The following is a 21,481-nucleotide window of genomic DNA, read 5'->3' as shown; positions in this document are numbered from 1 at the left end:
GGGAGGATCGGCGCGTGCGGCTTGCGGTGGTCGAGGACGACGACGGCGTGGGAGACGCGCTGGTCGAAGCGCTCAACGCCCGCGGGTACCGCGCCGAACGCAAGCGCCGCGGCGCCGATCTGCTGATCGCCCACCGCGACTACGACGCGGTGATCCTCGACCTCGGACTGCCCGACGGCGACGGTCTGCAGGTGCTGCGCCGGCTGCGTGAGGTGAGTTCGGTTCCGGTGCTGATCCTGACCGCCCGCAGCGACGAGCGTTCGATCGTGCGGGGCCTGCGCGGCGGTGCCGACGACTATCTGGTGAAGCCGCCGCGGATCGCCGAACTGGTCGCGCGGCTGGAGACGGTCGCCAGGCGAGCGGCCGCAGCGGCGCGGCAGGCGCAGTCGGTGATTGTCACCGGTGACGTGCGGGTCGATCTGGGCGCCCGCGTGGTGGAGGTGGCCGGGGAGCCGGTGTCGCTGACCCAGAAGGAGTTCGAGTTGGTGGAGGCGCTGGTGGAACGGCCGGGCGCGGCGGTGAGCCGCCAGCAGTTGATGGACCGCATCTGGGGTGACGCCTTCGTCGCGGTCTCGCGTTCGCTGGACGTGCACATGACCGGCTTGCGGGCGAAGCTCAACCGGCCCGGCCTGATCACCACCATCCGCGGATACGGATACCGGTGGGGGCAGTGAGCACGGTCCGGTGGGCCGGAGGTAGGCCATGCGGCGTCGCCTGCTCGTCGCGCTGACGCTCTTCGCGGCCATCGCGGTGCTCGGCTTCGCGGTCCCGCTGTCGCTGACCGTCGCCACCAGCCGCACCCAGCAGCTGGTGCTGGCGCGCTCCGGAGACGCCGATCGCTTCGCCACCCTGGCGGACAACGCCGTCACCGCCGGGGACAGCCGAGCGCTGGCCGACGAGGTGCTCCGCTATCACGAGTTGTACGGCGACAACGTGCTCGTGGTCGACGCCACGGGCGCGACGACCGTGAACGCGGGGGCGGACGTGGACGATGCCGGCATCGTCGCGGCGGTGGCGGCCGCGCGCCGCAACCAGCGCCCGCACGCGGCGGACAAACTGACGCCGTGGGGCGCGCGGACCATGCTGGTGGCGCGGCCGGTCGGAACCGGCGTGCAGGTGAACGGAGCCGTGGTGATCGAGGCGTCCACCGCCCGCGCCCGCGGCGACATCGCGCGGACCTGGGCGACGATCGTGCTCGGCGGCGTCGTCGCGATGGGGCTGTTCGTGCTGCTGGCGGTGACGATCGGCCGCTGGGTGCTGCGACCGTTGGCGGCGCTGTCGCACGGTGTGGCGGAGTTGACCGCGACACTGCCCAAACCGCGCGCCGACACTGTCGCTCCCGTATCGATAGCGGGACGCTACGGAGGACCACCGGAGATGCGCGCGTTGGCGGAATCCTTCGACGCCATGGCTTTGGCCGTGGCCGATTCGGCGGACGCGCAACGCCAGCTGGTCGCCGACACCGCGCACGCGATGCGCAACCCGCTGGCGGCGTTGACCATCCGCCTCGATTCCCTGGAACCCGCGATCCCGGCGAGCGCGGCGGGCACCTTCCGCGGCGCGGGCGCCGAGGTCGACCGGCTCACCGCACTGCTCGACGGCCTGCTCACGCTGGCCGTCGCGGAGACGCCCGCGGCATTCGACGTCGCGCGCACCAGCGAGGGCGACGACCAGTGCGACGCCGTGCAGGTGGTGGCCGACCGCTTCGACGCCTGGTGCTCGGCGTTCGAGGCGGCCGGACAGGAGCTGCGGGTGGCGCCCGCGCCGGTTCGCGCGGCGACGCTGGGCGATGCGGTCGACACCGGTAGTGCCGCGGGCGAGCACGCCGAAGTCGCGGTCCCAGCCGACGTGCTCGCGCAGATGCTCGACGTACCGCTGAGCAACGCGACGCGCTATGCGGGCGTGGGTGCGCGTGTCGAGCTGATCGTCGCGACCGAGCCGGGCTGGGTCACGGTGACCGTCCGCGACGACGGCATCGGTGTTCCCCCCACCGAAATAGACAAGCTGACCACGCGTTTTTTCCGCGGATCGTCCGCTGGGGCCGGTGGTTCCGGGCTGGGCCTGCCGATCGCCGCGGCGTTGGCGCAGGCCCGCGGCGGCGTGCTCACCGTGGCGGCGGTACGTCCGCACGGCCTCGCGGTGACCGTGCGATTGCCGGCGGCGGCGGCCCGATGACCGGCCGGGAACCGATCGTCCGGCGCGGCATCGGCCGGCGCGGCTTTCTCGCGCTGGCCATCGCGGCGGGTGTCGCGGGGTGCGCGCCGAGCGATCGGGGCGCCACCGTGCGATTGGCTTCCGGTGAAGTAGGCGGTTTCTATCACGCCTTCGCGGGGTTGCTGGGTCTGGCCGCCGCTGACCTCGGAGACGTGCGGATCGAGCGGGTCACCACCTCGGGCTCGCAAGCCAATCTGGCGTTGCTCGCGCGCGGTGAGGTCGATGCCGCGCTCACGCTCGCGGATTCGGTCCGCGACAGTGCCGGTCAGGTGTTCGCGCTGGGGCGGGTCTACGAGAACTACTTGCAGTTGGTCGTGCGCTCGGACAGCGCGATCGGTTCGGTGGCGGATCTGCGCGGGACGCGAGTGAGCCTGGGGGCGGAGGGATCGGGGGCCGCCCTGACCGGCGAACGGATCCTGCGCGTCGCCGGGCTCGACCCGGGCGCCGACGTGGCGATCGCCCATCGGCCCTTGTCAGCAGCGGTAGCTGCCCTCGACGCGGGCGAAGCCGATGCGCTCTTGTGGGCGGGCGGCGTGCCGACCGCCCTGCTCGCGGTGCCGAGCCGGATGCGGCTGGTGGACATGGGCGAACTGGCCACGCCGATGCGAGAGCTGTTCGGGCCGGTGTACGACCGGGTCGCGATCCCCGCGGACGCCTATCCGGGCGGTGCCGCGGTGCACACCATCGGGGTCGCGAATCTGCTGCTCGCCGCGGTCGGCATGCCCGACGAGGTGGCCGCTTCGATCGTCGAACTGCTGGTCTGGCACGCCGACGCACTCGTGCCCACCGAAGCGGCGGGCACCCAATTCCTCGACGGCCGTTCCCTGATCAGCACCGGTCCGATCCCGCTGCACCCGGGCGCAGCGGCGGTCTATCGCCGCTGGCACGGGTAGCCGCGTCAGGACCGGACCAAGCGGGCGATGGCGTCCGTGGCTTCCTTGATCTTGGCTTCCGCTTCCGGGCCGCCCGCGACGGCGGCGTCCACCACGCAGTGGCTGATGTGGTCCTCGAGCAGGCCCATCGCCACCGCTTGCAGGGCTTTGGTCATGGCGGAGACCTGGGTGAGGATGTCGATGCAGTACTTCTCCTCCTCGACCATCCGCTGCAGACCGCGGGCCTGGCCCTCGATGCGCCGCAGCCGCTTCAGGTAGTCGTCCTTGGCGGTGATGTAGCCGTGCGCGGCGTGGTCGCCCGCCGTGTGGTCGTGGGGGGAATCTGTCACCGATGTCTCCTCGCTGCCTGCCGGTCGCCGGAACCGGATCAATACCCCCCTAGGGTACAGCTGTCGGGTCGTCTTGTCAGGTCCGGCGGCCTGACGACGGCGTCGACCGGTCCGTGAGCAGCCTCGGGGCCGCCACGGAAGCAGGGTAACCCGGATCCCGGCGCACGACCGCCGTCGCGGGACGAGACAATTGGACCTATGAGTTCGCACCCTCGGCCCGCGCTCGCCGTCATCGGCGGCAGCGGCTTCTACGATTTCTTCGACAACGAGGCGACCACCGTCGAGGTCGAGACACCCTATGGCGCCCCGAGCGCCGGTATCGCCGTCGGAGAGGTCGAGGGCAGGCCGGTGGCGTTCTTGCCGCGCCACGGCAAGAATCACGAGTTCGCGCCGCACACCTTGCCCTACCGAGCCAATTTGTGGGCCCTGCGCTCGCTGGGCGTGCGTCGCATCTTCGCGCCCTGCGCCGTCGGCAGCCTGCGGGCGGACTGGGGACCGGGCACGGTTGCGGTGCCGGATCAGCTGGTCGACCGGACTTCCGGTCGCCCGCAGACCTACTTCGACGGTGGCGGCATCCACGTGTCCTTCGCCGACCCGTACTGCGAGGAGTTGCGCGCCGCCGCCATCAAGGCCCAGTCCGACGAGCTGCACATGATGCACGCGGCCACGATGGTGGTGGTCGAGGGCCCGCGCTTCTCCACCCGCGCCGAGAGCCGGTGGTTCGCCGCGCAGGGCTGGGAACTGGTGAACATGACCGGCCACCCGGAAGCGGTACTCGCTCGCGAACTCGAGATGTGCTATGCCGCCGTCGCTCTCGTTACCGATCTGGATGCCGGTCTGGAAGAGGGCGAGGGAGTGCACGCCGTCGACGTGTTCGCCGAGTTCAAGCGCAACCTCACGCCGTTCAAGGAGCTCATCCGTCGCGCGGTGGCCGCGGTGGACGACGCCGACACGTGCGACCGGTGCCGCGTCCACGCGGGAGTGTCGCTGCCGTTCGAACTGCCCTGAGTCGGATGCGGAGGCTGGTCACCGGGGGCGGCGGGGTTCCTCGGCGGGCACCGGGCGCTGCTCGCCGCGGAGTGACCGGGGCGGATCGTCGAGCGAGTGCACGGGCCGGACTCGCGGGCACCGAAAGGGGTCGTGTGCGACGCCGGAGCGATCGCTCCGCTGCTGGACAGGGTGGGCCCGCTGCCCGCAGCCGATCCGGCAGCCGCGATCTGCGCGGCCGCCGGGGGCGGTGAGCTGTGCGTGTGCGGGTGGTGCGGCTATGTCGAGCCTGTGGTCCGCTCGGGCAGAAGTATCCGGCGCGCTCGGGGCGGTGAGTTCGCCGATGCTGCGCAGCCGGTTCGAAGTAATGTGTCGAGCTCGCCGGTGCGTGAGGACGGACCGGTACCGCGTTAGGCTCGCGCGGTGGATACCCCGTTGCGGCTCGAGGTCATCGTGGCCAGTGTGCGTCCGGAGCGGTTCGCGCCGGTGGTCGCGGACTGGTTCCTGCGCACCGTGCGCGAGCATACGGAATTCGATACGGGCGTCATCGATCTCGCGCACACACCGTTGCCGATGGAACTCACCGAGAATGAGGAAACCGCGGCTTATCGTGCGCGTCTGCGGGATGCCGACGCGTTCGCCGTCGTCACCTCGGAGTACAACCACGGCTATCCGGCGTCGCTGAAAACGGCGTTCGACACCGCGAAACACGAGTGGCGCGCGAAACCTATCGGCTTCGTCTCCTACGGGGGTCTTTCCGGCGGCCTGCGTGCGGTGGAACAGCTGCGTCAGGTCGTCGCGGAGATCCATATGGTTTCCGTCCGCGAGACGGTCAGCTTCCATCAGGCCAAGAAGCGGTTCGACGAGACGGGAGAGACCCGCGACAGTGCCGCGATCGATGCGGCGGAACGAATGCTCCGTCAATTGGCCTGGTGGGGACGCACATTACGAGCCGCGCGGACCGAAGACCCGTACCCGGGCTGAACCCAGCGCCACGAACGGCGGATCGAGGCGCCCTCGTCGAAAAGGATCGCCGCACCGGACCTTCGGCTGAGTTCTATTGCGGCTGCATGGCCCGACGTCCACGCGGCTGGCCGATGTAGGTGGCCTCGGCGGGGATCGACACCAGCGTGAGGTCGACCTGTGCCGTCCCCGTGCGCAGCACCACGTGGTTGCCGATCGCGCCCGGCTGGTGGATGGCCAGGTCGGGACGGCTGGCGGGCCAGCCCATCGGATCGCCCGTCACATAGATGGTGGTGACACCCGCGTGCGGAGCGGGTGCGAGCACGCCGTCCACCACCGTGGCGGTGAAACCCGCGTCGGACTGGTGGGTTTCGACCGCGATGGTCAGCCGCTCCGGATTGCCGATCGTGGTGACCAGGTTCTCCCATGCCCGCGCCCGGTCGGTACGAATGAGGATCCGCTCACCGACCGCCAGCGCGCGGAAGACCAACTGCTGCGCCAGATACAGCTCGCCCGCGACATACACCGTCGAGATGCCCGCGCCCACGATACGGACCGCGACGCCGTTGCCTTCGTCGTCCGATCCGATCAACTGTCCGCAGCCGGAGGAGGGCAGATGCAGATCGTCGACGATGTCGATGAGGTGCTCGATCATCGGGACGGTGTCGTCCACACCCGGAACCCCGATGGGCAGGTGGGCCAGCAGGCTGTCGCGGTGGCGTCCGTTCATCGAGATCATGCCCGGCAGTTCGGAGCGTTCCGGCAGCTCCCGCGCGGTCAGGCGCCAGGCGGCGCCGATGCTGACCGAGGCGGCCGAACTGCCGGGGCGCAGCCGCACCGCCACCGTCGTGCCGCGCGAAGGCGCCACCCACAGCTGGGCGAGCAAGTCGGATTCCAGTCGTTTGGGGTCCAGTGCGCTGCCGACGTTCACGCTGTTGCCGATTTCGGCGTAGCGCCAGCGATGTTCGAGCGTGCGCGGGTCGTAGCCGCTGGTGATCTGCAGGACCGCCTGGCGGATCTCGGGTGCGGTCAGAATGCGGGCGTTGCAGTCGGCGTCCTCCAGCGTGCGCATGATGCGCTGGGTGGCGATGGTGACCGCGCGCGAGGCGCCTTCGGCTCCGCCGCCGCGCCGGTCCGCGGCCTCCGGGCAGGCCACCGCGTCGAAGCTGATCGCCAGCCACACCGTGCGATGGGCGGTGGCGGGCAGCGGGCCGAGCAGCGATTCGTAGATCTTGCCCGCGGGTGTGCCGGAGCGGCTGCGGTGGCCGTGGCTGATGATGTCGATGCCGCTGAGCAGGATGTCGTGCTGATTCAGGCATTTCGCCAGCTCGGCGAGCGGAAGCAGGTGCGAGGCGTGCACCGTGGTGCGGGCGATCCTGGTCAGTCCGCCGGGCGGGGGAAGCACCTCGACCACCGTCACCACGCGGCTGCCGTCCCAGAACAGGCCGAGCGAACGTCCGTCCGCGCCGCGGAAGTCGACGGTGTCGCCGATCTCGTAGTCACGGTGGGTCAGGTAACGCCACCACGTGGCGACCCAGTCCAGCAGGGTTCGTTTGGCGACGGGGATCAGGGGGATCAGCCCGACGACCAGCGCGACGGCGAACGCGGCGAGACCCGGCAGGCCTGCAAACAGCGCGACAACCGCGGCGAGCAGCCCGATGACTTGCGCGATCAGCAGGTTCTGCATCGAGACGCGCCCGAAGAGCGGTCGTGGTCCCGCGCCTGCCGGTTCCGCCATCGTCGTCCCCCAAGTACCCAATGTCGGCCGGTGCGCTGTGGCCGAGCTGAACAAACGTCCCCGGGAACTGTACTGTGTTCGGCGAACGTGAGCACTGTTCGGGGGAGGAATAATGCCTTCAAAACCCACCACACGCTGGCAGGTGAGCGGCTACCGCTTTCTGGTCCGGCGGATGGAGCACGCCTTGGTGCGCCGGGACGTGCGAATGCTGCACGACCCCATGCGTTCCCAGTCCCGCGCCTACGCGGCAGGCCTGATCCTGGCGTGCGTCGTGCTGGCCGGATGCGGCGTGCTCGCGTTGCTGCGTCCGCAGGGCAAGATCGGCGACGACAGCAAGATCCTGATCGGCAAGGACTCCGGCGCCGTCTACGTGGTGATCGACGACGTGGTGCACCCGGCCCTCAACCTCGCCTCCGCCCGCCTGGCCGCGGGCGAGGCGGCCAAGCCCGCGACCGTGAAGGAGTCCGAGCTCGGGAAGAAGCCACGCGGCCAATTGATCGGCATCCCAGGTGCTCCCGGCTCGCTGAGCTTCGACAAGGAGGGCAAGGGGCGGGGTTGGACGGTGTGCGATTCGTTGAAGACGGACGGCACCGACGACCGCAGCACCTCCGTTCTCATCGGCGACCCGGAACTCGGTGACAAGGCCTCGGAGACAGGCCGGGACAAGGCGCTGCTGGTGAAGGGCAAGGACGCGACGTATCTGATCTGGAACAAGACGCGTGCTCGCGTAGATATGAACGAACCGGCCGTCACAGGCGCCCTGGGAATCCGCGGGATGACTCCGCGCCCGATCAGTGAAGGTCTGTTGAACGCGATTCCCGAGGTGGACGCGATCGTCCCGCCGAAGATCGATGATCCGGGCGGACAGCCCGGCTATTCGATCAACGGCCTGCGAATCGGCACCGTCGTCCAGGTGGCAGGCAAGTCGAACCAGAACTTCGTCATCCTGCACAACGGCTTGCAGCGCATCAGCCCGTTCACAGCCGAAGTCATCCGCAGCTCGCAGCGCAACCCGGATCACGGCGCCACCATCGGTGACTTCGAGCAGACGTACGCGCCGGAGTCCAGGGCGTTGAAGGTCGACACCTATCCGGAGGTGGCGCCGACCATCATCCAGCCCACCGCTAGACCGGTGAGTTGCCTTTCCTGGAAACCCATTCCAGGAGTCGCGAGTAACACCGAGGTCGCTGTGCGTGCGGAGCTCACCCTCATCGACGGCAGCGACCTGCCGATGTCCAGCAGCGCCAGGCTGGTTCCGCTCGCCCAGGCGGACGGCAGGGGCGACAACGTGGATTCCGTGTACTTCAAGCCGGGATCGGGCGCCTTCGTCCAGACCACCGGCATCGAACCGGACAGCCGCCGCAAGGACAGCATGTTCTACATCGCCGACACCGGTGTCCGCTTCGGTATCAGGGACAACGACGCCGCGAAGGCGCTCGGCATGGACAAGGAATCGGGCGTCACCCCGGAACCCGCGCCCTGGCCGATCGTCGGACTGCTCGCGAGCGGCCCCACCCTGAGCCGCGAGGCCGCCATGGTCGCCCACGACGGTGTCGCCCCGGACCCGGCCCCCGCGAAGCAACCGGTCGCCTCGGCCAAATAACCGGAGTGCAGCTGAGTTCCATGGCGCCTGGACGCCTGTCGTCGCGAACAGTGCTGCCACGTGCCGTCCATCATGTGTCGCCGCGTGGCGGCGCTCACCTGCGAAGGCGGTAACCCAAACTATTTCGAAGATCGAGGGAACCGATCTTCGATGGGGCGCGTCTATAGACAGTGACAGGCAAAGTCTGCATCAAAGGTATCGGAGGTTGAGGGTCGTCTTCCCCAACCTCGGACGCCGCATGACATGCGGATTTGCATCGTGCATCGAGCGCGATGTCATTGTTGGATACAACCAGGAGGGGAAGTCACGTGTCGTGCACTCGCCACACAATCGCTGCAGCCGCAATTTGCTTGCCGCCTTTGGCGCGCCGGTGCGGTCGGTACCGCGCCGATAGCGGCAGCGTCCCCGGTTTCTGGCGTCGTCAAGGAAGCGCCGTATCCGGCTCAGCTGTCTCCTGAAGAGAAGGAGGCCGTCGATAATAAGAACGCGGGTCGTCCCTACGACCAGGCGGCGTACAACCGCGCTATGCAGAAGATCAAGCAGGCGGAAAAGTAAAACGGGGATAGGAACAAGCAGAAGCGCAACCGCCGATAAGGCCTGAGGTCTAGAGGAAATAGCCATGACAGGCGATCAGTATCAAATAAATCACTTCTCGCAATCGAACCCGGCCGGCCCAGGGTAGGGGGACGTTGTGAAACTGCTTCGGACAGTCGCGGATTCGATCGCGCAGCTCGGAGACGTCTCCATCCAGGACCTGGTCCTGCACAACGAGATCACTTCCGAAGGTGCGTGGCCTTCGATCACGGTCTATTACAGCGGCGAGTAGGTCCTTGGGCCGGTGCGGCCGTGACATCGAAATCGCAACATCGCGAAAGCGTCACTCCTACGGCTTCTGTGACGGGGTGACGGAGCATCGTCGGTACTTTCGCGAATTCTTTTAGTCCAACTCGGATCGTCGAGCTCAGCGACTTCTTTGCTGGGCTGATCGGAAGGCGTAGAAACACATGAAGTCTAGGCGTGTAGTCGTGTCGGGAATCTGTACATTGGCGGTCATAAGCGCTGGCTGGACGGGAATGGCGAGCGCTGCCAATGCGGAGCCTGTCACGGCCGACGGTATGACGAAGTCGCACTGCGAACAGGTCAAGTCTGAACTGAGTTACAAGGATCCCGAAAATGAAGCCGAACGTCGGCGTAGGCGGGAGGAACCGATGTCTACCTCGCCATCGTGGGCGCCGTTCTATAGCTGCAAGAAGGGGCAGAACGGATATTTTGTCGACAAGATCTATGTCGGCTGAGATGACCTCGCCCGCCGCATCGTCTGCAACCCGCGTCTTCTAGGTGGAGCGATCCGCGACTGAGCTCCGTTGTTTACGATTCGTAGTTGTGTTCCTCAGTGAACTGAATTGCAGAGTTGTATCACCCATAAACTATGCGCCAGTTCGAATCGGTTGAAGTGATGTGGCACTTGTAGGACCTGTGGCCCGTCGAACGACGGGCCACAGTTGTTTCGACGGCGCGGTTAGCGGATCTTCTTCAGTCCTCGCGGACGCCGAGCCGGCGGCGGATCGGGAAGGAGGCCAGCATGCCCAGAATCAGAAGTGCCGCGACGCTGCCGCTGCCGATCAGCGCCACGTTGCGGGCGCGGTTGTCGGGCGGCGGAGCCGGTGACGGCACCGGCAATTGAACGCTCCGGGCTGCCGCAGGTCGTTTCGGTGGAAGTGTTTTTGGCACTTCGGCGGTCAGCGCTGCGATCGGATCGATCGCACCGTAACCGACATAGGGATTCCAGCCTTCGCCCGGGGCGTGGGCGGTCGCCTGGATACGTCTGATCACGTCGGGAGCTCTGAGTTCAGGAAAACGAGCACGCACCAAGGCGACCACTCCGGACACATACGGTGCCGCGAAGCTCGTTCCTTTGAGCGGTACGAGGCTCTGGTTGACGTACTTGCCCGAGATTGTCCCGGTTCCGCGCGGATCCAGCGAGACGATGTCCTCGCCCGGCGCGGCCACGCCGACCCAGGGACCCGGCACGGTGAAACTCGACGGCAGGCCGTTCTGGTCGATCGAACCCACGGAGAGGACGTATTCGTCGTAACGCGCGGGCGTGACGTTGGTGGTCACGTTGTTCCACGGATCACCATTCGGATTCAGCGGATCGATCCCCGGATTGCTCGCCTTACATTTGTCGTCGGTATTGCCCGCGGCGGCCACCACAACGGCGTCCATCTCGAGGGTGGCGTAACGCACTGCGGCGCCGACCGCGCCATCGCCGAAGCTCACGCCATTGGGCATGCACGAGACCAGCGAAATGTTGATGACCGACGCGTGCCGGTCGGCGGCGCGTCGGATCGCGGCGGCGAGTGCCTCGACCCTGCCGTACCCATTTGGTGGATCTTCCGGCTTCCTGTCCTGCCGGTTCGCGTAGTCGTACAGCGCGCTGGTCTGGCGGATCGATAGAATTCGCGCCTCGGGCGCCACACCTGAGAATCCTTGTCCAGCCTGCGGCTTGGCGGCGATGATTCCGGCGACGACGGTGCCGTGCGCATCGCAGTCCTCGCTGACCCCGTCGCCGCCGTCGGCCACGTAGTCGCCGCCCGCCTCCAAGTCGGGCAGGCGAGGATGACGAGCGACACCGGTGTCGATCACCGCGACGAGTTGGCCCTCACCCCGGGAGAATTCCCATGCGTGCGGCAGGTCGAGCGAGCGCTGCGGGGCGGGAGGGGCGGGACCGTCGCCGCCCTGCTGGGTCGAGTAACAGGGTGTATTACCTGGGCGCTCGGTCTTGTCGAGCGGCCGTGCAGGATCCCCTGCGGGCAATTGTCCGGGATCCACCGGCGGAGGGCGATCGGCGTAGGCGATGCCTTGGCTCGCACCTACTCCGAACGACACGCTCAGCGACAGCACCGCCGCGGCCGCTCCGGTGCGCAGTGCCCGGTTCACAGCCCGCGAACGAGGGCGTAGAGGTCCGCTACCCAGAAGACCAGCGGCAGTACCGCGGCGACGAACGTGTACTCGAGCAGTTCGACGCCGCGGCGCATCGGTGGGGTGGCCGACTGGTTGGGAACGATGATGCCGAGGATCAGCGCCGCGACCAGGACCACCATCGCCGCGCCGAAGACGGCCAGCGGCTGGTGCATCGCGAAACCGGCGCCCACCAGCATGATCAACACGATGCCCGCGCCGCCCGCGATGAGCACGACGGCTTGCTCCGCGCCCGCGTAGGTGCGGCTGCGGAACATCAGCACCGCCGCGCAGACCAGGGCGAGCGCGATGCCGGGCCAGTATGGGTCGTCGGCGGCGGGATCGGTGGCGGCGAGCGCGCCCGCGGCGGTGACCAGCGTGGTCGCCGCGACCAGGCCGGCCAGATACATGCGGGCGCGTTCCGACTTCACCCGCAGCACCTCCATGGTCGGCAGCGCGCGGTGATCGTCCGGATCGTCCTCGGTCGGATCGATGGGCGTGCCCGGCGAAGGCACCGGCGGCAGCGGCAGTTTCGCCAGCAGCATGGACACCCGCGGGGCCAGGGAGAGCCCGGCGAGGCCGAGCGCCGCCGCGCCCGCGCCGATCGCCCGTTCCGGCTGGTCGGTGAGCAGGCCGACGAGCGCCGCGGGCACCGCGTACGTGGCCAGCGTGGCCACACCGATGAACAACGCCAGGCCGACGCCGGTGACCCGCCATGCCAGGATCGCCGTCGCGCCCGCGAGAACCGAGCCGAGCAGAACGTGCGCCCAGCCGTAATCATCCGGCACGTAGAGCATGCCCGCGCTGAACGCCGCGGGCAGCGCGCAGCCGCCGAGCACCAGTGCGGTGGCGCTGTCACCGTACATCCTGCTCAGCACCATCGCGGAGACGACGAGCAGGATCGCGACCACCAGCGCGATCGAACCGCCCACCGCGATCGGCAGCGAGCCGGGCGACAGCAGCAGGCCGAGGCACCCGACGATCATGGTGAGCGCCGCGAGCGCCGAGCCCGTGATCCGCGCTACCCGCGGCGTCCAGCTGCGGTAATGGTCGGCGTCGGCGATCGCGACGTTGTACATGATGTCGTCGAACAACGGTGTCGGCGCGGTGTGCGAGGCGCTTTCCAGCATCAGCAGTTCGCCGTCGCGGACGCCGTGCTCGCCGAGACTGAGCGAGTTGGAGAAGGGCGGATGACCGATCCGGGCCAGCACCCACTCCGCGGGTTCGTAACGCTCGCCCTCGTTGTCGAAGTCGTTGGTGCGGCTGTGCTGGGCGACCATGTCGACGACGCTCGGAATCACCAGCGCGACCGGCACGTCGACCGGTATGGCCATGTCGACCTGAGTGTGCTTGGCCAGAATCGTCACCCGCGCGAGGTCGGGTGCGCGGACGATGCCGCGCGAGGATTCTTCGTCGATGTGGTCAAGGCGCGCGTGCGTCAAGCTTCCCCCAACTCGGTCTTCTACCTCGTGATTCCACGGCTCAGCAGGCCGGGGGCGAGCTTGCGAACCCACGGTCCGGGCAGCAGAATGCTGGTCGAACTGTACGACATGTCGGCTGTGACCTCTACACTGAGCCCGGATCGCAGCTGGCCGAAGGGGGAATCTCGTCGATGAGCACTGTCCGCTTCCAGCGCCGTGCGCGCCGCGAGATGCCTCGAACGCCCGGCGGCGAGGTCACGCTGCAGCCCCCGCCCGAAATCCCCCGGGTCACACCGGGAAACCTGGTGCTCAAGCTCATGCCGGTCGTGATGGTGATCGGCATGGTCGGCATGATGGCCCTGCTGTTCACCCAGGGCGGCGGCATCGCCTCGAACCCCATGAGCATGATGTTCCCGCTCATGATGCTGTTCTCCATGGTCGGCATGTTCGCCGGGCAGGGCGGGGGCAAGGGGCAGAAGGCCGCCGAGGCCAACGAGGATCGCAAGGATTACCTGCGTTACCTCGACCAAGTCCGCAAGGACGTCAACGAGACCGCGGCGCAGCAGCGCGCTTCCGTCGAATGGAGCCACCCGGAGCCGGGGCTGGTCTGGATGCTCGCGGGCACCAGCCGCATGTGGGAACGCCGCGCGGGGGACAAGGACTTCTGTCACGCCCGCATCGGTCTCGGCGGGCAGCGCCTGGCCACCAGGCTGGTCGCGCCCGAGACCGGCCCGGTCGAGGAGCTCGAGCCGATCGCGGCCGTCTCGCTGCGCCGCTTCGTGCGCGCCCATTCCACCGTGCCCGACCTGCCGACCGCCATCGCGGTCAAGGGCTTCGCCACCATCGCGCTGGACGGCGACCGCGGCCAGGCGCGCGACATGACCCGCGCGATGCTGGTGCAGCTGTGCATGTTCCAGGCACCGGACCAAGTGCTCGTCGCGGTCGTCTGCGGCCCGGATACGGCGCCGGAGTGGGAGTGGACCAAGTGGCTCCCGCACACCCAGCACCCCGATACGCAGGACGGCATCGGTACCCAGCGCATGTTCTACGGCTCGATCCGAGAGGCCATGGCGGGGTTGCATCCGTTGCTCGGCAACCGGGTCCGGTACTCGCGAAACCAGCCCGCCAACGCCAACATGGTGCACATCGTCATCGTGGTCGACGGCGGGCTGCTCGAGGCCGAGGACGATCAACTGCGTGAGTCCGGCTACGAGGGCGTCACCATCATCGACCTGTGCGGTTACGCGCCGCGCCTGGCGGTGTCGCGCGGGATCAAGATGATCGTCGAGAACGGCGAATGCGTCGGCCGCGGCGCCACCGGCAATCAGGAGCGGTTCGCGCTGATCGACCGGATCAGCCCGGAGCAGGCGCAGCAGGTCGCGCGCAGGCTCGCGCCCTATCGTGCGGCCACGCAGCGCAGCAGCGACGTGGAAACCGACGACTCCGAGGTGATCTCGACCTGGGCGCAGCTGATGGGCCTCGGCGACATCGGCTCGTTCAACCCGGAGCACGCCTGGCGGCCACGCTACGGACGGGAACGCCTGCGGGTCCCGTTCGGCGTCGGCGCCGACGGCCTTCCGGTGGAACTGGATATCAAGGAGGCGGCCGAGAACGGTATGGGCCCGCACGGCCTGTGCATCGGCGCCACCGGCTCCGGCAAGTCGGAGTTCCTGCGCACCCTCGTGCTCAGCCTGCTGGCCACGCACTCGCCCGACCAGCTGAACCTGGTGCTGGTCGACTTCAAGGGCGGCGCGACGTTCCTGGGCCTGGAAGGGGTTCCGCACGTCGCGGCCGTCATCACCAACCTGGAAGAAGAAGCCGACCTCGTCGACCGCATGAAGGACGCCCTGGCCGGCGAGATGAACCGCCGCCAGGAAGTGCTGCGTGCGGCGGGCAACTTCGCCAACGTCTTGGAGTACGAGAAGGCCAGGGCCGCCGGCGCCGACCTGGATCCGCTGCCCGCACTGTTCGTCGTGCTCGACGAGTTCTCCGAACTGCTCACCCAGCACCCGGATTTCGCGGAGCTGTTCGTGATGATCGGCCGTCTCGGCCGCTCGCTGCACGTGCATCTGCTGCTCGCCTCGCAGCGATTGGAGGAAGGCAAGCTCAAGGGCCTGGAATCGCACCTGTCCTACCGCATCGGCCTGAAAACGTTCTCCGCCAATGAATCCCGCCAGGTACTCGGTGTGCCGGATGCCTACAATTTGCCGAACAGCCCGGGCGGCGGCTACCTGAAGGCCGACTCCGGCGAGATCCAGCGCTTCCAGGCTTCCTATGTCTCCGGCGCGTACGTCGGCGGCGGCTCGCAGCGTGACATGACCGTGGCCACGCAGTCCGGCGAGATCGATGTCAAGGCCCGGCCGTTCACCGCGACCCATGTCGACTTCCGTGCCGCGGACCGCGTTCCGTTGCCGCCCGAACCGAGCCTGGAGCCGGCGCAGGACGAGGACGGCGAGCAGCTGTCCAACCTGAACATGCTGGTCTCCCGGATCCGTGGCCACGGCCGTCCGGCGCATGAGATCTGGCTGCCGCCGCTGGACGAGGCGCCGACGCTCGACCAACTCCTGCCGCGTTCCATTCTCACCGGCGAGTACTCCGCGGTGTCCTCGCTGCGTGCCCCGATCGGGATCGTCGACCGGCCCTACGACCAGCGCCGCGACCCGATGGTCGTCGACCTGTCCGGCGCCCGCGGCAATGTCGCGATCGTCGGCGGCCCGCAATCCGGGAAGTCGACCGCCCTGCGCACGCTCATCATGGCGATGTCGTTGACGCACACCGCCGAACAGGTGCAGTTCTACTGCCTCGACTTCGGTGGCGGCACCCTGGCGAGCCTGCAGGGGCTGCCGCACGTCGGCTCGGTCGCGAGCAGGTTGGACGAGGACCAGGTCCGGCGCACCATCGCGGAGATGACCACCATCGTCCGGCAGCGTGAGGCGCGTTTCCGCCAGCTCGGCATCGAGTCGATGACCGACTTCCGCAGGCTGCGCGCGACGGACCCGGCGAGCAGTCCGGGCGCCGCCGGGGCGCACGAGGATCCGTTCGGTGACGTGTTCCTGGTGATCGACGGCTTCAGCTCGATCCGCCAGGACTTCGAGATGCTCGAGCAGACCATCATGAATCTCGCCGTGCAGGGCCTGTCCTACGGCGTGCACGTGGTTATCGCGCTGAATCGCTGGGCGGAGGCGCGGCCCGCGCTCAAGGACCAGATCGGCACCCGGATCGAGCTGCGCCTCGGCGATCCGATGGACTCCGATCTCGGGCGCAAGTTCGCGTCGCTCGTTCCGCAGGGTCGTCCGGGCCGCGGCATGACTCCCGAGTGCCTGCACATGCTGACCGGTCTGCCCCGCATCGACGGCAACTCCGATCCGACCACGCTCACCCAAGCGGTCGCGGACGCGGTCGCCACTATCGCCAGGCTGACGCCGGGCCGGCATGCCCCGCAGGTGCGCATGCTGCCCGAGCAGCTTCCGCGCGAACAGTTGCTGTATCTGGCGGGCGATTGGCCGTCGCAGGTAGACCCGAACACGAAATGCCTGCGTATCCCGTTCGGCATCAACGAATCCGAGCTGGCCCCGGTCTACATCGACTTCGTGGAGAGCCCCCACTTCATCGTCATCGGCGACACCGAATCCGGAAAGACGACGCTGCTGCGCTCGCTGGTCGAGGGGATCGCCGCGTCGAACACCCCCGATCAAGCCCGCTTCATCATCGGCGACTACCGGCGCAGCATGCTCGGCCTCGTCCCGGAGGGATACCTCGCCGGCTACGGCTCGACGGCGCCGCAGTTCACGCAGAACATGAACGACCTGGCCGCCTACGTCGGCAAGCGCACCCCGGGCCCGGACGTCACGCCGCAGCAGTTGCGGGATCGCTCGTGGTGGAGCGGCCCAGAACTGTACGTCATCGTCGATGACTACGACCTGGTCGCGACGTCCGCGGGGAACCCGGTCCAGGCACTGCTCGAACACCTGCCCCACGCTCGCGACCTCGGCTTCCACGTCATCATCGCGCGGCGTTCCGGCGGTGCCAGCAGAGCGATGTTCGAGGCGACGTTGGCCAGGATGCGGGACCTGGGCTCGGCAGGCTTGATCCTCAGCTGCAGCAAGGACGAGGGCGTCCTGATGGGCACCAAGCGGCCGAGCCCGATGCCGCCGGGACGAGGCACCTACGTCACCCGGAACATGGAGGGTCTGGTGCAGACGGCGTGGATGCCGTCGCCCTGATGTCCGAGGTCGAGCTCGTCATCACCGAGGCGCGGGTCTGGGCCCGCGGTGCCGACACGCACTGGGACGCGCCGCCCACGATCGTGCTGAGCAGCAATGGTTTCGATCTCGTCGTAGGGCAGTCGCCGAATCCGCAGGCCCAGGTCGGTTCGGCGGTCCAGTTCGTGCCCGCTGATGCCATAGCTTTGCCGCCGCGCACGCCTTCCGTGGTGGACGCGATGGGCGCCGTGTTCGCGAGTGTGCTCGAGAACCTCCGCGTCGCGTCCCCGTGTGCGCGAATGACGCTGATCTGTCCCACCGAATGGGGCGCCCGCCGTCGCGGTGTGCTCGATCAGGCGGCGCGTCGTCACACCGCGGAGATCGTTTTCGAGGACATCGCGGTGCGTTCGGTCGCGTCGGACGAGGGCACCAGCCACAGCCGCCGGACGCTGGTACTGGAATTCGGCACGCTGGCCACCACGGCATCCGCGGTGATCCGGAGCCATCGCGGCGTGCACATCGAGTCCTGCGAGCACGAGCCAACCCTTGCGCTGGGGGAGATCAGCGCGGAAGCAACAGGTTTCGCCGATTTGTGCCGGCTGATCGCGCGGGTACAGGACAGCGGACCGATCGACCTCGTGCAGGTGGTGAGTATTGCCGACGCGGCGAAACTGGACTTGCTCCGTGCGGCGATCGACCAGACCATAGGCGCCGACGTCGAGCTGCGTCCGGTCGCCGGCGCCGATCTGGTCCGCGGTCGCAGGCTCGAGCCGAGCGATCGACGCGAGGTGCAGGCCGCAGCCACGGAATGGATGCAACCGCTTCGGGCGCGCGCCGCTGCCCAGCAGCCTCGACGTGACAACGCGCGTTTGGCCATCGCCGCGATCGCTGCGGTGGTGGTCGTCGCTCTGCTGGTGGTCGGGGCGATCACCTTGTCGGACCGTCGGGACGACGTTTCCGCGGCGGCCCCCACCACGGAAATACCATCGATGAGCCCCGCGCCGCCGCCGATCCCTCCGTCGGCTACGACGGAACCGGAAGCCTTCGGCCGCGTCCGGTTTCGGATTCCTCCTGGCTGGCGCGTTGCCACATCGCCGGACAGCGGACGTCCCCGCGTCGATCTGGTGCCCGAAGTCGCTGCTCGGCAGCGCATCACGCTCATGCAGTCCCCACTGACGGCGTCGTCCAGCTATGAGCAGGTGGCGACGAAACTGGAGGCGCAGATCGCGCAGCGCCCGTCCGGGGTGCTGACCGACTTGAGACGCGACGTCATGTTCGGCGGCCGTTCCGGCCTGGCCTATGTGGAACATCCAGGGGACGGATCAACCGTGCGATGGCATGTTCTGCTGGAGTTCGGGATTCAGGTCAGCATCGGTTGCCAGTATGCGGGAGACGAGTGGGGGCAATTGGAGGCTCCGTGCTCCCATTTCGGGGACACGGTCCGCGTCGTCCCATGACCTGCGGTGGCGTCTCTCGGTAGGGTTGCTGCGATACAAGACGATTCGAGCCCCCGGCACCGAAGTACCGGGGGCTCGAATCAGCCGAGACGGGATCTCAGAAGAGGCCCGCCAGCGCGGTGTCGGTGCCCTGCAGGTCGGAGTTGCCGCTGCTGACCAGCTTGCCGGCGCTTTCCAGCGTGGTGTTCAGCTGGGTGACCTGGGTGTTCCACTGGGCCTGCAGCGAGGCGAACGCATCGTTCGCGTCACCCTTCCAGTAGTTGGTCACGAAGTCGGTGACCTGCTTGTGGAAATCTTCGAGCATGGTCATGACGCTGCGCGCCTCGGCCACGATGGCCTGGGCGCCCGCCTCGACCTCGCCGAAGTTGGAGGCAATCCGACCGGGATCATTGGCTACCATGAGGAGCTCCTTGTTGTCTGTGGTGCGGCTATCGGATCAGGGAAGGTCCAGGCTGGAGGCCTGCGCGGCCACCTGCTGGGCGAACTGCTGGTCCTGATCGGCGAACTTCCGTCCGGCGTGGGCGAGCTTGTCCGACGTCTGATCCAGTTGGTCGTTCAGCTTCCGCGCCTGAGCGAAGTAGCTGTCCATGAAGGTGTCGAACGCCTGACGTGCCGCACCGCTCCAGGTGGCGGTCGTCTGATCCGACTTGCTGTTCAGTGCGGTGATCGCGGTCTGCAGATCCTGGTGCCGCTGCCGGCAGTTGTCCACAAACTTCGAGATCGCCTCTTCGCTCGCTTCGAGCTGTCCTGCCATTTCGGCTCCTTTCGGTTCCCGTCTCGGCCAACGGCGGAAGCCTCAGTTGGCCTGTACATCTGGTTGGACGCGGTGCGGGTCTGATCGGTTCCATCCGACTCGATAAAGTTCGGCATCGCCCCACGGGATCAGGGCCCTGCGCCCCTCGGCCCGGCTCGTCCGTGATTTCGGCGGCCGCGATGCGGGCCTGCTCGGAAGACCACGATGCGATCCGGGTCCGCATGACTTGTAACGCCAGCGCTCGGCTCCCCTCCTTCCCCCTGCTCGCTGCTGTAATGATCGGCGAGTGGGCTGGCTGCGGTACACCTTACCGAACGCATAAGTCCGCCGCTACCAGCAGAATGACGAGAGCCGATGGCCTCGGAAACCGAAAAGCTGTATGACGCCTTGGATTCAGCGAAGGGGCCGTGTCACTTCACGCGATTGCGGAGCACCGGCACAAGACGGTCGAGCAAAGTCTGCTCGGACGACGCGCTCCAATTGCGGAGCGCGGCGACGGCCGCGGGATCGTCCAGCGGAATCACCGTGGCCCGGGTGCCCGCCACCTGGTACGGAAGACCGAGCAGCCCGCCGCCACCGGCCTTTTCGTCACTGCGAACGGCCAGCACGTAGCCGTCCGCAGCGACTTCCAGCCGGGTGCTTCCGGTCAGTTCCCGCGGCGAGGCCTCGTCACCCTGACGTGCGTAATTGAAGTTGTAGACGAACCCGAGGTCCTCCAGGAACTTGGTCTGCGGGGTACCGCTCAGAAAGATCGAGACCTGCGAGCTGCGCGGCACATCCACCATCGTGATGGTCTTGCCCCGGAACACCGGATTGTCCGCGCGTGCCCGCTCCAGCGGCGACACAGCGGCCGTGCTGCTCCGTGTGGCGGCCGCAGGCCCCGGTGCGGACTCGTCCCGGTTGAGTGCCCAGATCCCGATGCCGGCGGCGAGCGCGACGGTCACGATGCCCGCCCCCGCGGCGAGCAGCCAGTTCTTGCGCGCCCTGGGTGCGGGGGCGCTGCCCTGCCCGGAGATGGCGACGCGCGGATCGGTCCTCGGACGCGGGTCGAAGACCTGGATCGGATAGGTAGGGGAGGTGTGCGTGGCGACAGGGTTGTAGCCGGGAGTGAGCGCGCCGGCTGCCGCGTCGGTGAATTCACGGCAGCTGTAGAAACGTTCGGCCGGGTCCTTCGCCAAGGCACGGGCGAAGACGTGGTCGATGGCCGGCGGCAGGCCGGGGTTGACCGCGGTGGCCAGCGGCGGCGGCTCGTGGAGATGCCCCATCATCACCAGCGCGGGTTGCGTTCCCGGGTAGGGGTTGCGTCCGGTAAGCAGTTTGAAGAACGAGCAGGCGAGGCTGTAGACGTCGGCGCGGTGATCGAGCGGACTGCCGGTGAGCTGCTCGGGCGGGGCGTAGGCGATGGTGGCGACGAAACTGCCGGTCTGCGTGAGTTCGGTGGTGTCGTCGTTGGCTTTGGCGACGCCGAAATCCGTGAGCAGGACGCGTTCTTCTTCACCTTCGGCAGGCGAGGACAGCAGGAAATTCGCCGGTTTGACGTCGCGATGCAGCAGGCCCTTGCGATGCGCGTAATCGAGGCCCTTGCCGACCTCGGTGGTAATGCGCAGGGCGCGTAGCGGATTCATGGCGTGCGGATCACGGGCCAGTTCGGCGGAGGCGTCGGTGCCGTCCACGTATTGCATGGCGATCCACAACTGGCCTTGTTCTTCACCGCGGTTGTAGACCGAGACGATGTTCGGATGGTCGAGTCCCGCGGCGAGATTCGCCTCTCGCTCGAAACGGGTGCGGAACTCGTAGTCGCGGCTGAGTTCGCCGCCGAGCACCTTCAACGCGTCGGTTCTGGGCAGGCTGGGATGCTTGGCCAGATACACCGTGCCCATGCCGCCCGCGCCGAGCACCCGGATGATGCGGTACCCGCCGACGATGGTCCCGGGGCTCATCGCCATCTTCACGATCTCC

Annotated in this window: 16 protein-coding genes; 9 read left to right on the top strand and 7 right to left on the bottom strand. The window is 67.9% G+C overall.

The annotated features are described in order from the left end of the window. Positions 1-14: 14 nt before the first annotated feature. Genes GVY64_RS06165 through GVY64_RS06155 form a run of 3 tightly spaced genes read left to right on the top strand, consistent with a single transcriptional unit; the run spans position 15 to position 3,107 of the window. The gene (locus GVY64_RS06165) at positions 15-674 is read left to right on the top strand and encodes a response regulator transcription factor (RefSeq protein WP_159839700.1); all 660 of its coding nucleotides are present in this window, start codon (positions 15-17) and stop codon (positions 672-674) included. Positions 675-702: 28 nt separating this feature from the next. Next, the gene (locus GVY64_RS06160; RefSeq protein ID WP_159839625.1) at positions 703-2,175 is read left to right on the top strand and encodes a sensor histidine kinase; all 1,473 of its coding nucleotides are present in this window, start codon (positions 703-705) and stop codon (positions 2,173-2,175) included. After that, positions 2,172-3,107 carry a TAXI family TRAP transporter solute-binding subunit gene (locus tag GVY64_RS06155; protein WP_159839624.1) on the top strand — a complete coding sequence of 312 codons (936 nt, stop codon included), beginning with the start codon at positions 2,172-2,174 and terminating at the stop codon, positions 3,105-3,107. Before GVY64_RS06160 ends, GVY64_RS06155 begins: the two co-directional genes overlap by 4 nt. Before the next feature lie 5 nt (positions 3,108-3,112). On the opposite strand, the gene GVY64_RS06150 is transcribed toward GVY64_RS06155, so the two are convergent. Beyond that, positions 3,113-3,436: a metal-sensitive transcriptional regulator gene (locus GVY64_RS06150; protein ID WP_159839623.1), complete on the bottom strand. Its 324-nt coding sequence runs from the start codon at positions 3,434-3,436 to the stop codon at positions 3,113-3,115. Positions 3,437-3,634: 198 nt separating this feature from the next. Here GVY64_RS06150 and GVY64_RS06145 point away from each other — a divergent pair, with 198 nt between their 5' ends. Together GVY64_RS06145 and GVY64_RS06140 are read left to right on the top strand one after the other, a co-directional pair. Next, the gene (locus tag GVY64_RS06145) at positions 3,635-4,444 is read left to right on the top strand and encodes an S-methyl-5'-thioadenosine phosphorylase (RefSeq protein ID WP_159839622.1); all 810 of its coding nucleotides are present in this window, start codon (positions 3,635-3,637) and stop codon (positions 4,442-4,444) included. 402 nt (positions 4,445-4,846) lie between these two features. Then, a complete protein-coding gene (locus tag GVY64_RS06140; protein ID WP_159839621.1) occupies positions 4,847-5,407 on the top strand; it encodes an NADPH-dependent FMN reductase in 561 nt (186 codons plus the stop codon). A 73-nt stretch (positions 5,408-5,480) separates the two neighbouring features. Here GVY64_RS06140 and eccE read toward each other — a convergent pair whose 3' ends face one another. Further along, complete coding sequence (eccE, locus tag GVY64_RS06135; RefSeq protein WP_159839620.1) at positions 5,481-7,124, bottom strand: type VII secretion protein EccE; 1,644 nt, start codon at positions 7,122-7,124, stop codon at positions 5,481-5,483. A 112-nt stretch (positions 7,125-7,236) separates the two neighbouring features. Between eccE and eccB the strand changes: the two genes are divergently transcribed. Together eccB and GVY64_RS38635 are read left to right on the top strand one after the other, a co-directional pair. Beyond that, on the top strand, positions 7,237-8,727 hold the full coding sequence (gene eccB / locus GVY64_RS06130) for a type VII secretion protein EccB (RefSeq protein ID WP_159839619.1): 1,491 nt from the start codon (positions 7,237-7,239) through the stop codon (positions 8,725-8,727). A 691-nt stretch (positions 8,728-9,418) separates the two neighbouring features. Then, a complete protein-coding gene (locus GVY64_RS38635; protein WP_268895591.1) occupies positions 9,419-9,553 on the top strand; it encodes a hypothetical protein in 135 nt (44 codons plus the stop codon). Positions 9,554-10,260: 707 nt separating this feature from the next. On the opposite strand, the gene mycP is transcribed toward GVY64_RS38635, so the two are convergent. Both mycP and eccD read right to left on the bottom strand, forming a co-directional pair. Then, positions 10,261-11,559 carry a type VII secretion-associated serine protease mycosin gene (mycP, locus tag GVY64_RS06120; protein WP_268895593.1) on the bottom strand — a complete coding sequence of 433 codons (1,299 nt, stop codon included), beginning with the start codon at positions 11,557-11,559 and terminating at the stop codon, positions 10,261-10,263. A 104-nt stretch (positions 11,560-11,663) separates the two neighbouring features. Further along, positions 11,664-13,130, bottom strand: coding sequence for a type VII secretion integral membrane protein EccD (gene eccD, locus GVY64_RS06115; protein WP_159839618.1), 1,467 nt, complete (start codon positions 13,128-13,130; stop codon positions 11,664-11,666). Between the two features lie 170 nt (positions 13,131-13,300). Here eccD and eccCa point away from each other — a divergent pair, with 170 nt between their 5' ends. Together eccCa and GVY64_RS06105 are read left to right on the top strand one after the other, a co-directional pair. Continuing rightward, the gene (gene eccCa, locus GVY64_RS06110; protein ID WP_159839617.1) at positions 13,301-17,332 is read left to right on the top strand and encodes a type VII secretion protein EccCa; all 4,032 of its coding nucleotides are present in this window, start codon (positions 13,301-13,303) and stop codon (positions 17,330-17,332) included. Further along, positions 17,332-18,768, top strand: coding sequence for a type VII secretion-associated protein (locus GVY64_RS06105; protein ID WP_159839616.1), 1,437 nt, complete (start codon positions 17,332-17,334; stop codon positions 18,766-18,768). The genes eccCa and GVY64_RS06105 overlap by 1 nt, the downstream gene beginning before the upstream one ends. 97 nt (positions 18,769-18,865) lie before the next feature. Here the strand turns inward: GVY64_RS06105 and GVY64_RS06100 are convergent, their stop codons facing one another. The 3 genes from GVY64_RS06100 to GVY64_RS06090 form a co-directional block, all read right to left on the bottom strand. Further along, on the bottom strand, positions 18,866-19,168 hold the full coding sequence (locus GVY64_RS06100; RefSeq protein WP_039795677.1) for a WXG100 family type VII secretion target: 303 nt from the start codon (positions 19,166-19,168) through the stop codon (positions 18,866-18,868). A 36-nt stretch (positions 19,169-19,204) separates the two neighbouring features. After that, complete coding sequence (locus tag GVY64_RS06095) at positions 19,205-19,522, bottom strand: WXG100 family type VII secretion target (RefSeq protein ID WP_039795679.1); 318 nt, start codon at positions 19,520-19,522, stop codon at positions 19,205-19,207. Between the two features lie 410 nt (positions 19,523-19,932). Then, positions 19,933-21,468 carry a serine/threonine-protein kinase gene (locus tag GVY64_RS06090; RefSeq protein WP_159839615.1) on the bottom strand — a complete coding sequence of 512 codons (1,536 nt, stop codon included), beginning with the start codon at positions 21,466-21,468 and terminating at the stop codon, positions 19,933-19,935. Positions 21,469-21,481: the final 13 nt, after the last annotated feature.

Source organism: Nocardia sp. CY41 (assembly GCF_009829325.1).
Lineage (GTDB): Bacteria > Actinomycetota > Actinomycetes > Mycobacteriales > Mycobacteriaceae > Nocardia.
The sequence above is the reverse complement of the archived record's forward strand: the minus strand, read 5'-3'. Positions and strand labels throughout refer to the sequence as shown.